The organism is Ornithinibacillus liuyingii (assembly GCF_055550225.1).
Window position 1 is genome coordinate 35,652 of record NZ_JBPWOS010000010.1, and the last position, 13,579, is coordinate 49,230.

The 13,579-nt window shown below is 36.4% G+C and carries 16 protein-coding genes; 5 read left to right on the forward strand and 11 right to left on the reverse strand.

Annotated features, from left to right (window positions below; genetic code table 11):
• Positions 1 to 197: 197 nt before the first annotated feature.
• Positions 198 to 527, reverse strand: a complete 330-nt coding sequence (locus ACSKT4_RS14015) for a DUF4870 domain-containing protein (RefSeq protein WP_186869563.1) — start codon at positions 525 to 527, stop codon at positions 198 to 200.
• Between the two features lie 178 nt (positions 528 to 705).
• Between ACSKT4_RS14015 and ACSKT4_RS14020 the strand changes: the two genes are divergently transcribed.
• Complete coding sequence (locus ACSKT4_RS14020) at positions 706 to 2,727, forward strand: prolyl oligopeptidase family serine peptidase (protein ID WP_186869562.1); 2,022 nt, start codon at positions 706 to 708, stop codon at positions 2,725 to 2,727.
• Between the two features lie 227 nt (positions 2,728 to 2,954).
• On the opposite strand, the gene ACSKT4_RS14025 is transcribed toward ACSKT4_RS14020, so the two are convergent.
• The 3 genes from ACSKT4_RS14025 to ACSKT4_RS14035 form a co-directional block, all read right to left on the reverse strand.
• The gene (locus tag ACSKT4_RS14025) at positions 2,955 to 3,662 is read right to left on the reverse strand and encodes an ABC transporter permease (protein ID WP_186869561.1); all 708 of its coding nucleotides are present in this window, start codon (positions 3,660 to 3,662) and stop codon (positions 2,955 to 2,957) included.
• Positions 3,659 to 4,507 carry an ABC transporter ATP-binding protein gene (locus ACSKT4_RS14030; protein ID WP_186869560.1) on the reverse strand — a complete coding sequence of 283 codons (849 nt, stop codon included), beginning with the start codon at positions 4,505 to 4,507 and terminating at the stop codon, positions 3,659 to 3,661. Before ACSKT4_RS14030 ends, ACSKT4_RS14025 begins: the two co-directional genes overlap by 4 nt.
• A 109-nt stretch (positions 4,508 to 4,616) precedes the next feature.
• On the reverse strand, positions 4,617 to 5,612 hold the full coding sequence (locus tag ACSKT4_RS14035) for a LytTR family transcriptional regulator DNA-binding domain-containing protein (RefSeq protein ID WP_255488107.1): 996 nt from the start codon (positions 5,610 to 5,612) through the stop codon (positions 4,617 to 4,619).
• Between the two features lie 309 nt (positions 5,613 to 5,921).
• Between ACSKT4_RS14035 and ACSKT4_RS14040 the strand changes: the two genes are divergently transcribed.
• The 3 genes from ACSKT4_RS14040 to ACSKT4_RS14050 all read left to right on the forward strand — a co-directional run bounded on the left by ACSKT4_RS14040 (position 5,922) and on the right by ACSKT4_RS14050 (position 6,965).
• The gene (locus tag ACSKT4_RS14040) at positions 5,922 to 6,368 is read left to right on the forward strand and encodes a hypothetical protein (RefSeq protein WP_186869558.1); all 447 of its coding nucleotides are present in this window, start codon (positions 5,922 to 5,924) and stop codon (positions 6,366 to 6,368) included.
• Positions 6,369 to 6,430: 62 nt separating this feature from the next.
• Positions 6,431 to 6,628, forward strand: coding sequence for a hypothetical protein (locus tag ACSKT4_RS14045; protein WP_186869557.1), 198 nt, complete (start codon positions 6,431 to 6,433; stop codon positions 6,626 to 6,628).
• A gap of 106 nt (positions 6,629 to 6,734) precedes the next feature.
• Positions 6,735 to 6,965, forward strand: coding sequence for a DUF6199 family natural product biosynthesis protein (locus ACSKT4_RS14050; RefSeq protein ID WP_186869556.1), 231 nt, complete (start codon positions 6,735 to 6,737; stop codon positions 6,963 to 6,965).
• 55 nt (positions 6,966 to 7,020) lie between these two features.
• On the opposite strand, the gene ACSKT4_RS14055 is transcribed toward ACSKT4_RS14050, so the two are convergent.
• Both ACSKT4_RS14055 and ACSKT4_RS14060 read right to left on the reverse strand, forming a co-directional pair.
• Complete coding sequence (locus ACSKT4_RS14055) at positions 7,021 to 7,809, reverse strand: squalene/phytoene synthase family protein (protein WP_425516496.1); 789 nt, start codon at positions 7,807 to 7,809, stop codon at positions 7,021 to 7,023.
• Positions 7,810 to 8,023: 214 nt separating this feature from the next.
• Positions 8,024 to 9,052 carry a hypothetical protein gene (locus ACSKT4_RS14060; RefSeq protein ID WP_186869554.1) on the reverse strand — a complete coding sequence of 343 codons (1,029 nt, stop codon included), beginning with the start codon at positions 9,050 to 9,052 and terminating at the stop codon, positions 8,024 to 8,026.
• A gap of 190 nt (positions 9,053 to 9,242) precedes the next feature.
• Between ACSKT4_RS14060 and ACSKT4_RS14065 the strand changes: the two genes are divergently transcribed.
• A complete protein-coding gene (locus ACSKT4_RS14065) occupies positions 9,243 to 10,400 on the forward strand; it encodes an AI-2E family transporter (protein WP_186869553.1) in 1,158 nt (385 codons plus the stop codon).
• 278 nt (positions 10,401 to 10,678) lie between these two features.
• On the opposite strand, the gene ACSKT4_RS14070 is transcribed toward ACSKT4_RS14065, so the two are convergent.
• Genes ACSKT4_RS14070 through ACSKT4_RS14090 form a run of 5 tightly spaced genes read right to left on the reverse strand, consistent with a single transcriptional unit; the run spans position 10,679 to position 13,563 of the window.
• The gene (locus ACSKT4_RS14070; protein WP_186869552.1) at positions 10,679 to 10,828 is read right to left on the reverse strand and encodes a hypothetical protein; all 150 of its coding nucleotides are present in this window, start codon (positions 10,826 to 10,828) and stop codon (positions 10,679 to 10,681) included.
• Positions 10,829 to 10,885: 57 nt separating this feature from the next.
• Positions 10,886 to 11,578 (reverse strand): hypothetical protein, encoded by a 693-nt coding sequence (locus ACSKT4_RS14075; RefSeq protein WP_186869551.1) that lies wholly within the window; start codon positions 11,576 to 11,578, stop codon positions 10,886 to 10,888.
• The gene (locus ACSKT4_RS14080; protein ID WP_186869550.1) at positions 11,575 to 12,303 is read right to left on the reverse strand and encodes a hypothetical protein; all 729 of its coding nucleotides are present in this window, start codon (positions 12,301 to 12,303) and stop codon (positions 11,575 to 11,577) included. The genes ACSKT4_RS14075 and ACSKT4_RS14080 overlap by 4 nt, the downstream gene beginning before the upstream one ends.
• Positions 12,275 to 13,180, reverse strand: a complete 906-nt coding sequence (locus tag ACSKT4_RS14085; RefSeq protein WP_186869549.1) for an ATP-binding cassette domain-containing protein — start codon at positions 13,178 to 13,180, stop codon at positions 12,275 to 12,277. Before ACSKT4_RS14085 ends, ACSKT4_RS14080 begins: the two co-directional genes overlap by 29 nt.
• 2 nt (positions 13,181 to 13,182) lie before the next feature.
• On the reverse strand, positions 13,183 to 13,563 hold the full coding sequence (locus tag ACSKT4_RS14090) for a GntR family transcriptional regulator (RefSeq protein WP_186869548.1): 381 nt from the start codon (positions 13,561 to 13,563) through the stop codon (positions 13,183 to 13,185).
• Between the last annotated feature and the right edge of the window lie 16 nt (positions 13,564 to 13,579).

Consider the following 13,579-nt stretch of genomic DNA (forward strand, 5'->3'; position numbering starts at 1 on the left):
ATAGCTTCATCTAGGGACACCCACTTAGGGGCTTTTTATATTTCTTATAGTCCAGAAAATAAGGTAGCAAGACATCTCTATCATTCCGTTGGTTTTGTAGAGACATGCATCATGGTAGATGGAGAAATTGTAGCTAAGCTTATCATGTAACACGAGAAAACGTTCAAGCACCTGAGCTTGAACGTTTTCTCCCTTTACTAATTATTAATAAATCGGATAACCAATGGAATACGATATGTCTCCCCTTGATATGCTTTAACTGCAGCAACGATAGTTAGGATAAACCACACAATACCAACCACTACGATTAACAAGAATCCAATTAAGATGATCATTAAAATACTACTAACGATCGAGTAAATCGTAAAGGAAATAATAAAGTTAAAATACTCCTTCCCATGATAGTCGACAAAATCTGAACTATCCCGTTTAATTAGCCAAATTAATAAAGGACCTAGCACCGGAAACGGAAAACTCAACACGTACAATAACATGGCAAACAAGCGATCATCTTCAGTAGAACCCATTTTATCTCCTCCAACGTTTTTAATTTGAGTTTATTATACCTTTATTTATATATAACAAGTATACATTTATTATGAATATTTTTATTTACGATACTCGAAGTTTTTTCAATAATAAAAAGGATTTAAGCCAACTTTCTCGAATATTAATGTAAGTAGCTATATTACAGGGGGGACGAACATGATAACAGTAAAAAAAGATTCGATTATAGAAGATTACCATGGTACAAAAGTAAGTGACCCATATAGATGGTTAGAGGATGCTAATTCTAGTGAAACAGTGGAATGGAGTAACTGGATGGGAAAACAATGCTACGATTATTTTGCCCCAATCGGTACTCGCGATACAGATAGAAAGAGATTAGAGGAACTGTGGAATTATCCTAAATATTTTGTACCAAAGAAGATTAAGGACAAGCTATACTATCAAAAGAATGATGGACTACAAAATCAAGCCATCCTTTTCCGAAAAGACAATGAAAAGGAGACAGTCGTGCTAGATCCTAATAAACTTAGTGAAGACGGAACAGTCGCGATGACGAATTACGCCTTCAGTAAAGACGGCAAGTACTTAGCTTACGCAACCTCTACCCACGGAAGTGACTGGCAAGAGATTCGCGTCTTGGATTTAGCGACAGGCACTGATTTAGAGGACCATATCCAACATGTTAAATTTACTAGTATTATATGGTCTCCTGATAGCTCTGGATTCTTCTATAGCCGTTTTCCAGAACCAGGTAGTGTAGCACCTGAGGACGAAAGTAATTATAATAAAGTTTACTTCCATCGTATCGGGGACAAACAAGCAAGTGATCAATTAGTACACGAACAGCCAGAAGACAAAGAGCTTATGTTTTCATCCTTTATTAGTGATGATGATAAATATCTCTGTTTATATGTATTCCTAGGTACAGCTACAGAAAATCGTTTCTACTTACGACCAATTGATTCTGATGAACCTTTCACTAGGCTATTAGATAAATCAGATGCTGAATACCAATATGTAACGAATAAAGATACTACCTTTTATTTTAAAACAGATTTAAACACACCGAATGGCAAAATAATCGCCATTAATCTGGATAATCCTGACCCTTCTAACTGGGAAGAGGTAATACCGGAACAGTCTGATGTAATAGATTTTGTTATTGCTCTTCATGACAAGCTAGTAATTGGATTATTGCATGATGCTCATCATCAATTAAAGGTATATCGTCTAGATGGAGCCTACGAAAATGATATCCCATTACCAATCCTTGGCTCTTTGACCGATATTTCACGTAGCAAAGATGATAATGAGATTTACTTTGGCGTAACCTCTTTCTTAAGTCCAACCGTTGTCTATCAGTATAATCTTGATTCCCAGAAGCTTACTGTTTTTGCAGAGTCAACATTGCCAATCGATACATCAGATTTTGAAACGAGGCAAATATTCTATACTTCAAAGGATGGGACAAAGGTTCCAATGTTCCTAACACATCGAAAGGACTTAGAATTAAATGGTGATAATCCCGTTATTTTGTACGGGTATGGTGGATTCAACATCAATATGACACCTTCTTTTAATCCTGCTATTTTACGATGGTTAGAAAAAGGCGGCATTTACGCTGTAGCCAATCTTCGTGGAGGAACTGAATACGGAGAAGAATGGCACCGTGCTGGAATGTTAGAAAACAAGCAAAATGTATTTGATGATTTTATTTCAGCTGGAGAATGGTTAATTGAAAACAACTATACACGAAAAGAAAAGCTTTCTATTATGGGCGGATCAAATGGCGGATTATTAGTTGCTGCTTGTATGGTGCAAAGACCAGACCTTTATGGCGCTGTTATTTGCCGTGTTCCTGTAATTGATATGCTTCGTTATCATAAATTTACTATTGGTCGCTATTGGATTCCAGAATACGGTAGTGCAGATAATCCAGAGCAGTTCCCATTCCTTTATAAATATTCACCACTTCATAATATTGAAGATGGTGTTAAATATCCACCGGTTCTCATTGCCACTGCTGAAAGTGATGACCGTGTTGTACCAGCACATGCCAAAAAGTTTGCAGCAACCTTAATGGAAAAGGCAGATAAAGATTCTACCATTATCTTACGTCTAGAGGCTAAAGCTGGACATGGATTAGGGAAGCCAACTTCGAAGGTAATTGAAGAATGGGTAGATTTTTATGCGTTCTTAGATAAGGAATTACAGTAAAAATAAGACAAGTTAAGCATCTTATTGGAATTAACTCAAGGAGACTCTATATTGCCTCCTTGTAAGTAGCATACGCAAAAAGACTACTAGGAGCAGGGCTACTAAGAACTTTAATAGTAGCCCTTGCTAACCAGCAGTCTATAGAATAGAATACCTGTGCAGCTTTAGGGTATTTATTGCTTAAATTTGCTACATTCTCTTCCAAAAGGGTTAAAACCTCTAACGCTTTAATCCATTTCCTTCTTCTTATAAACAAAGGCAGTTAACAGAGAGAGAACGACAGCCCATGCTAGTAAAATTACTAAATTCAACCATACATCACCAAATCCTAATCCCGCTTCTACATCATAAGCGATTTCAACCAATTGGATATTGGGTAAGTACTCGATAAACGATAATGCAGGGTATTGTTCCACTAACAGTACTAACAGGGAACCAAAACCGAACAGAAAAATAATTGGTAAGAAAATAACCGATGCTTCTAAAACCGTTCTTGATAATAGCCCCATAATCGTTCCCAGCGCTAAGTAAAATAACATGGAAATAACTAACGCCACAGCAATGACCGGTAGATTAGTAGGTTCATAGCCTGTAATCATGGCACATACTACAATCGCAATAATTGATAAAAAGAAGCTGACTAGGCTTTTTCCAGTAAGAATCTCTGTTAAGGAAGCCGGCGAGAGCATGAGTCCTCGCAATGTATGTTTTTCCTTTTCCTCCGCTATAACCGCACACTGGATAAATGCCGTTACGGACGCTAACGTCATGTTAATAACTAGGTAATGTAGCTCTATCGTTACTTCCCCCATATTACTATATAGAAAGGCCAAGACAATTGGCATGATAAGGACAGAACTAACATACATATTTTTAGATAAATCCTTTAAATCCTTATTAAAAATCGCATAAATTCGTTTCCATGATAATGTCATACTAATTCCCTCCCTGTAATCTCTACGAAAATATCTCCTAATGTTGGCTCATTGGAATGAATCGAAGCAATTTCATTCTTAGACATATAGGTATAAACCTCATCCGCCCCTTCTGCACCACCTGGAACTTGAACGACCCTACCATCCTTCAATTCCACTATTAAAGTTCCATCTGCAAACTTCCTGCGTAATGCTTTCGGTTCATCTAATAGTTGGATTTTTCCTTTATTTAAAAATGCCACTCGATTACAAAGTGTTTCAGCTTCACTCATGTCATGTGTAGTCAAGAAGATGGTTATCCCCTTTTCATTTAAGCGACGTAACCCTTCATGAATTTGCTTAGAGTTCGCTGGGTCTAATGCAGAAGTCGGCTCATCTAAGAATAACAATTCTGGTTCGTGTAATAATGTTCTTGCTAAAAGTACACGCTGGGTCATCCCTTTTGATAGCTTGGAAACAATTTTCTTCTTTTCTTCTAGAAGGTTAACTAGATCTAACACTTCATCCATTCTTTTTTTCGGAACATCATATAATTCACAATAAAGCTTCATGTTATCTTCTATCGAAAGTCTTTGATATAAACCACTATTATCCGATAAAACGCCTATTCTTTTCCGGTAAGATCCTTTATTGAGTGCAGAATTCTTTACCCCAAAAACTTCCGCTTCACCAGAAGTTTGCAGTAGCTGACCAGTTAATATTTTTATCGTTGTAGTTTTTCCAGACCCACTTGGTCCCAAAAATCCAAACGTTTCCCCTTTTGCTACATTAAAATTTACATTTTCTAATGCCGTTTGATTCCCAAAAATCTTGGCTAAATTTTTAACTTGAATGATATTTTCCATTTTTCTCCTCCGTGATAGTTATTTTCTCTTGTACTCATAGATTATTGAAAAATAAGGGTTTCTGCACTATTTTTTCCGCGAAAAGAGCATATTTGGGATTGAATGGAGCTTATTTTAGGCCCAACATTTCATTTAGTAAGGCCATTTTTGCCTTTGAAAGTGGAATGGAGGACTTCGGTTTATCATCTAAAACTAAACTATAACTATTTCTTGTCCATGTAATAACCTCACGCACCTTTTGCAGGTTCACAATATAAGAACGGTGACAACGGAAAAATCCAAACGGCTTTAACCGTTGTTCTAATTCATTCAATGTAAATACACTTGGGAATGATTCTCCTTTTATAAATACAATGGATTGACCATCATTACTTTCAATAAAATCAATCTCAGGTGGGTCAAAGAGAATGATCTTCTCATTCACCTTAGTAGGAATTTTATTAAAATTAAGAGCAACCTGACCCTCTTCTTTATCTTTAGCCTCTGATCCATCTTCCATTTGTACTTTACTTAAACCCGATTGACCTAATCGGTATACATCATTAGACATCGTAATAGCACTTTCCATATTATTGGTTAATACAAGTATCGCTTTGTCCTTTTCTTTTAATTCCTCAAGAATATTTAGAAATACTCGTTTTGTTTCCATATCAACATTTAAATCTGGCTCTTCAAATATATACGCAATTGGATCTTGTATGAGGATAAGGGCAAAGTGAACCCGTCTTTTTTCAGAAAAAGTCAGCTGATTTATCTTTTTATTCTTTACAACCCCCAGCTGTACCACATCTAGAATGGTTTCATTGGAAAGCTCTGAACCATAAAGCTGCTTATAAAAATTAATATGATCCAATACCGTTAATCTAGGGTAAAGCCCCACTTCAAAGAAGCATATTCCTAACTTTAGCTCCGTCTCCTTCTTTTTTTTATAGATTTTCTCCCCTAATAGCGTTATTTCCCCTTTGAATATCGGCTCTTTACCAGCTAACATCTCTAATATAGCTACTCTAATATTAAGATTAGAGTGAATGACAACGACTTGTCCCTTCTCTATTCCCAGTTCAAAAGCTGGAAATAGCAGCATATCCTTTTCTTGTTTTTCCAAATTATGTATAGCGAGAACACTCATGAAACCATTATCCCCCGTTTTTCCCTAGTAATATTTCATAACAATTATTGACTTCGTTAACGAATGCATAGTCTTTCATTCTATCATCGGTCAAGACAGTCTTTAATTAATCTTAGCTTGACTAACCAGAATTTTCTAGTCTTTATTTGTTAATTCATGAAAAGAAGGAAGCATTTAGTAAACTAAGTGCTTCTTTTTATATTAGCCCATTCTTCCCCAATAGACTCCCATCCTAGTTGTTTTCCCCATATATTAAATGGAAGACATTTTAAGGAGGAATACGAGTTGAATCAATTTTGGCCACCACATGATGATGAGAGACAATTTAATTTACCTGGATATTTATTAGGACAGTTTTTTGGCGGATTTCCTGGAGGAGGGCAAACTGGAGGGTTCTTCCCAGGTGGGCCATTCCCTGGTCAGCCTGGAGGACAATTCCCTGGTGGAGGTTTTCCTGGCCAACCCGGTGGGGGGCAAGTAGGAGCTCCAACTACTCCGCCACCGGCGTTTATACCACAACAACCACAATTTCAAACATTTGCTATTGACCCTGGAGCAATTAGAGGCTGCTTATTTCGATTTACCTATATTTGGTTAGAGAACGGTAACGCCTTCTGGTTCTATCCAACATTTGTCGGAAGAAATTCCGTTGCCGGATTCAGATGGCAGTTTAATCGTTGGGTATACTTTGGCATTGACCTAGATCGTGTTGCGTCCTTCCAATGCTTCTAGGACAAATGTAATAAACAATGTCCCCTCCTTCTGCATAACCTATAGTGGAAGGAGGGATATGTATGTGGGATAGACTTGTAGGACTATATATTGCAGCAATTTTAGCAGGATTTGCGCTTGCTAACGTACCTACTTCGACCATCATTACAGAGCAAATTGCGGAAATCCTTCAACTAATAGGTGGACTTGTCATTGTTGTCTTTGCTATCGCAATAATCTACCTAGCACTTCGAGCACTCGTTAGTAAGAGTACGAATTAGTTATATTATTTATCTTATAATAAGTAAGAGGCCATATGGTCTCTTTTTCTATTTTTTATGAAACAATTACCACTTGAATTCGTAATAATAAGTGAGGGGGATTGGGATGGAATATGTATTATTACTTACTCTCATTGTAATTCTTATTGTTTATGGTCTTTTAGCTATCTTAAAGCCAGAGATTGGTTGGGAAAACTCAGAAAAATGGAAGACATTGGACGCAGAAGAAGCATCCGAGGCATATTTATGGCAGGTTCGTATTAGTGGTGTTATCAGTATATTTCTCGCGATAAGTGTACTGGCAGGCATCCTACTTAAAATATTTTACTTTTCATAAACCAAATATCTGTTTGCTTACAAAGAAAAAACCACGACCATTATGCCGTGGTTTTCTAGCTATTTTTTAGTATGTCATCTACGGTTGCTTCTACCTCTTGACGAGATATTTTTTCCTTGCCCATTTTCAACGCATGAAGGGTTCGATTAGCTAAAGCAAGTGGTATTCTGCAGAATAGAATGATGTTTTTCGTCTTAATAGACTTCATATATTCATCTGCTTTCGCTAGATTGGCAGATGCATATTCAAACATATCTTCTCTTGTCCAATTATCAGGGAAAAACTGTACACCGCGCTCTCTATCCTCATCTACATTACGCAATACATTTACAGCTTGAAGACCTCTTCCATAGCCAATTGCCAAGTCTTTATTCGTTTCCGTATTATCATACCATCGCCAAATGTCGGAAAGCATAACACCGACAAGTCCAGCAACATAGTATGTATAGTCATCTAAATCTTCTTTTGTTTTAATATTCCAGTTTTTCTCTACCCAGTCTGCCATTCCTCTCGCCATGATACTAGTTGATTCTAATACTTTATCCACAATATCTTTCGGACAGAAATGGATCCAATCCCCTAAACGCTTGGTTACCTCTGGTAAAATGGATTCATGAGGTTTAATTAATTGGTTATATGATTCGTTATTAAAGTCCCCTTTTAACAATTCACTAGTCGAACGTAATAAATATTGCTTTGAATCCGAGTCCAGCTCTTCATGATCTTCTATTTCATCAATTGCTCGCATACAAAGGTAAGCTGATGCAACCGTTTTTCGTAATGTTGGTTTCAAAATCTTTATAGGTATATAGAAAGTTCTACTAGTTTCTTTAAGCATATGCATTGCTTCTTTTTCTAATCTCGCCACGTCATTCAAGCTGGTAAATCCTCCTTAAAAAACTAAGCCTAAGTTTGTTTGTGTCAAAGGGATTCCTTGAAAGATTACACACTTTCTTAGAATCCCCATTTTTTATACGTTATATCAATCTATTCCCATTTTACTCTTAATATAACTAAAGTATAACAAACTTTTACAGAACTTGCTTCAATTTACGCGCCTACTCTACTGTGATTGATAGTCTTTGCACGACGTTTTTCCCATTTTCTGTATTTACAACTAAATCCCCTTCTAGCTCTTCACCGTTTTCACCGTATGCTTCTACCACATTGATACTTTGATTATTATCCGGTTCAAATGAAATAACTATCTCGTATTCTTCTAAGTCCTTGATTCTATCGTCTTTTTCTGGGTCTACTATATAAATAACAGCTGTTCCATCTGGATTTACTTCACTTGTCCCTTGGAATCCACTTGTAATATAATTTGGTATTTCGGCACGAGCATGAATGGTTGCCTCTTCCAGTAGATTGCTTTCAATATTAAGTACAATATAATCACCTTGTCTTTCTAATGTAGGCGTTATTCTAACATGCTTACTCCCTAAATCATCTGGAATGTTCCATTCAGGCTTTGTAATGGAGAAAGATTGTTTGGACCCATCAATTACTACAATCTGAGCAAAGGATGCCTTATCGAACATCGCTTCTTCAAAAGCGTCATAATAGATTTGAGCAAAATCACCCCTAATTCCTTCTATGTAATACTCTGCTAATTCTTCTGTATATTGGTCCCCCACCTTAAAGGTTAATTCAATATGTAATATCCCTTCGTAATCGTCTGGAAGATTCGCTTCTAATTCAAAGGCACCAGATTCCTCTACTTTCCCTTGAGCGCCACCACCGATAAACGTTCCTGCCACTGGGGTTGTCATCAGTTGAAGTTTAGAACCCGGTAATAGATTAGTTGTTCCATTTACTCTCACTTTATCTCCAACAACATGGAAATCCCCTTCAAACCATACGTTTAAATCCCCTTGGTCTTCCGGAGCAGTTGTATCCTTAACTTCAAATGACACTTTTTCAGAATCTTGCTCTTCTTCCTCCTGCTCTTCTATTTTCTCCACTTCACTTGTCTTTATTTCTTCTTCACTTTCGTTACCATTTGTCTGTTCCTCTGAATTACTACATGCAGCTAAAATAACAAGTATTATAATAAGAACAATAAAGCCTTCTACTCTCATTTTCATTATCCCACTCCTATTTTGATCTTAACTATTATATAGACATAGGACATAATCATCATCAACAGGACTTTATACTTAATTTATCAACCTAGCATCATACCTTTTTACTATAAATAGAAATAAATTGTAAATCTTAAATGGCATCTTACTCTCGCTTCCTCTATAATAAAAAGAAAAAAGGAGTCCCAATTCTATGAATTCAGATAATCAATTCATCAAGTTCCTCGGGGGAAAAAACATAGTATTCGTCTTAGCTGTACTAATTTTGATTGGGATAACGGTTTTAATCTATAACAAGATTTCTTTTGTTTTTTATCCGTTAATCGTAATCTTATCGACCATAACACCGCCAATTATTCTAGCTTTTATTGCTTTTTACCTATTAAATCCTATTGTTGATTTACTAGAAAAGCTTAAGATACAACGAATTTGGGGCATTGTGATTATTATCATTGGGATCGGTGGATTAGCAACTGGATTAATCCTATTAATTGCTCCAGCTATCGAAAAACAAATTTCCGACTTAATCACTGCATTCCCAAATTATGTACAAACATTATGGTTGGATATAAACAATTGGATTCAGAATAATACACTTCTTGAACCTTATTATGACGAGGCTTATAACTGGGTTGTGTCTAATTTCAGTAATATTCCAGGTGTTATCGGTTCCTATGTATTAGATGCATTTGCAGGGGTAAGAAGCTTTGCGGGAACCGTTACGAATGTTGTTGTAGCCATGGTAACTTTCCCTTTCGTTCTCTTTTTCCTATTAAAGGATGGTAATCGCTTTAAGGAATATAGTTTAAAATTATTACCACCTAAATATCGAAGAGATGCGAATCAAGTATTAGTCAATATGGATGCACAAGTAGGATCGTATATTCAGGGGCAAATTATTGTTGCAACCTGTATAGGAATCCTATTATATATCGGCTACTTTATCATCGGATTAGATTACGCTATCACATTAGCAATTTTAGCAGGTATCTTAAGTGTCGTTCCATATTTAGGTCCAACCCTTTCCATTATCCCAGCTGTCATTATTGCGATAGTTAATTCACCGTTAATGCTATTAAAGCTGGCAATCGTATGGGTTGTTGTTCAATTCTTAGAAGGGAACTTCATATCGCCTAATATTATGGGAAAAACGATGAAAATCCACCCATTAACGATTATGATCGTATTACTAGTAGCTGGTAATTTATTTGGGCTAATAGGTGTCGTTCTTGGTATACCAGGATATGCCATCTTAAAAGTCATTGTTTCATACATGTATCAAAAATTTAAAGAGCGATACAACCGATTTTATGGTGAGAAATACGGTCCTTATCAGATTGATGAAGAATAATTATAAATAGTTAAATTTGCCTTTATTGTTCATTTTAGCTTCATTCTCGCCGCTGATGAATGATAAAGGCTTTCTATTGTTCGTTATAAATTGGGTGTTTAAATTGATGATCCTTATCGTTCAATTCTTATCGGACCCTAGTTTAGATTGATTATTAAACCTACTTACATAAATCTCATCATAAACAAGCAGGCTCTAGGGCAGTAATCTCCCTCAAGCCTGTTTATTTTCTATCCTTATCTAGTGTTATAAAGAATTCCTCGGGGTACATTGTTTCATTAATTATCTTTACGCAGCAGCACGATAGATAAAATTCCTAATCCGAACCCTACCGTTCCTCCAGCCTCCATATTATGAAAGAACAACCCAATTCCCATTCCGGTAATTAAAAATCCCAAAAAGGCTAGACCACTTTTTACATAGCTCATAGTGAGGACCCCCAAATATAATGTCATTGTCAGTATATTCGGGGGGATATGTATTGGTTAATTGTTTACTTCTTCAGCTAATATTTCATTAGCATTTTCTATGTTCAAGTTCTCCGGGACACGGATATAGAAAAAGCGGGATCCAGTATATCCATTGCCTAAGTCATATTCTGATAAGAATTGTGCCGTGGTAAACTCTGGATCAGAATAAGCAATTTTTACATTGGTTGTACCTTTCCCTATCACTCGAAGTACATTTTGATCCATAGTGATATTAACATCTGGTATATAATCACTAATGTCGACCTTTACCGAACCCGCTTCCATAACATGCCAATTTTCAATGTAATACACCTCCACTTTATCCTTTAGGTCCGAATTCCGCTCTATAATAAACGCTTCTTCATAGTTGGATGAATCGAAAGAAAGAGTATTACCTGTTAATGGGAATTCCCAACTCTTTTTAATCTCTTTAGAGTCTATTGAAGAAAAATTACCATTTAGCGCTTGTTGATAGTAACTATTCTCCCAGTCTTCATCAAGATTATTATCAACTACTTTCGCCTTAGTTGATGGGAGAAACAAGGAACCAATCGCCGCAACTAACAGAATCGAAACATAACCAATGATAATCCATTTTGATTTCCGAAACGTTACAGGTTTCACTTGAAATCGTTTGTTGAGAAGCACAAAGAAGATGATTATTCCAATTACAATTACTATTGGAAGAAGAGACACGAGAGCCATCATCGTCTTACCTCCAATCGATTGGATAGTACTAATATGAAGGTACTACCAATTAGTATAGTAGTTATTACTTTTACGACAAATACAAGAAAGGACTGTTCCATGAAATAAAATCCGACTATCATTTCTAAACGCTCTAGATACGTAAAGGTAATAAAGATAGCTGGGATTAATAATAGAAATAGTTTACTAATTTGAATCATCATGCCAATTACGTAGCCTGCTATTCCAAATAGTAAGACATACAAAAACGTAGAAATAAGCCCTACTCCATAATGGGAGATTCCCACTTCACTATTTAGTGCCAGAAATACATCAACATCAGCGGTGAAGTATACGAATAAACGGATTATTCCATTGGATAGTAAGGCCGTTATTGCTCCAATGCCACTTATTGTGATGAGAAACAACATATTAGCGAGATTATACGATATTCGGGTTGATACAAACGTAAAGTCATCCTCACGATAAGCCTTTGTTGTAATTAAAATGGCATTCATAAATGCCCAAATAAAGGTGAGAATTATAACAGCGCTAGAGGAGTAACCTTCAAAGTAAATGGTATACAAATTATTTGATACTGACCAGAATGACGTCCCTAAAATCGCAAGAAATATTCCTAGAACCTGAACAAGAATTAACGCAAGAAATACTCCTATATAAGCTTTCATTTTATAACGGAATTGCGTAAGTACTATACTAGACAGACTTGTGCTTGTTAAAGACATCATCAATTCCCCCTTTTGTTTGATTCGTGAGATAGACACATAGATCATTAGGCGTAACCGGCACAACCCCTATCCCTAATTGTTTCATTTCATCATGAGAAAAATCGTTCCGAACAACAGCATAGCAATTATCAGCGTCTATATTTTGTTTATATAGGACCTCTTTCTTCTCTATTGCTTGTAGAACCGCAACAGATTTCCCACTTAAAGCTACCGCATATTCTTTTAGATCATCGATTGGGAGATGTAAGATATTTTTACCCCCATCAATTAAAAGGACATCCTCTAGTAAATCTTCCATTTCCTCTAAATGGTGACTCGAAATAACAATTGTACGAGGAGAATTCAAATAATCCTTTAACAATGCACGGTAAAAATCCTTCCTTACTGCTGCATCCATCCCTGTAGTAGGTTCATCTAGAATCGTAAGCGGGCATTTGGCAGCAAGGCCCACTATCATATTAAAGGTACTCCGTTTCCCTTTTGATAGACTATGATGATTATGATTTAGATGGAATTGAAAATAATCCATCAATCCCAAGGCCAGTTCATGATCCCAGTTCGGGTAAAACTTCCCCGCTTCATCTAATATCTCTTTCAAGGTTAAGGTATTCGTAAAACTCATCATGTCATCAACAAATATAACGTTCATGGATACATCAAGAGTATTGAACGGACGTTTACCAAATACGCTAACCTCTCCAGCTGTTTCCCTCCAAAATCCTGCTAATATTTTTAGTAATGTAGTCTTACCTGCCCCATTTCGACCGATCAGTCCGGTAATGGTGTTCTCTTTTAAAGAAAAAGTTAATTCATCTAATGCCTTAAAGTTACCATACTGCTTCACAAGACGATTACATTCCACAACTACATTCACAACTAATCCCCCTTTTTCTCCTCCATCATATCTTTCAGCATTTGTAACAGATCATTTTCCGAGACCTGGAGCCGCTTTGCCTCTTGAACCGCTTCAACTAGCAGACCTTTTAATTTCTGATTTTTACGTTTTTCTAAAATAATCTCCATTGCTTCTTCGGAAACAAACTTACCTAATCCCCGCTTGTTATATAAAATCCCTTCTTCATAAAGGAGATTCAAGCCTTTAGCAGCAGTTGCAGGATTTATAGTAAACTTATCCGCAAGCTTATATTGGGAGAATACTTTATCACCTTTTTCGAGATTGCCATTTAAAATTTCATTCTCTAGCCATTCCGCAATCTGTACATAGATCGGAGTTGTACTACCCGAATTTAAAAGCATACCGTACCCCCCTCAC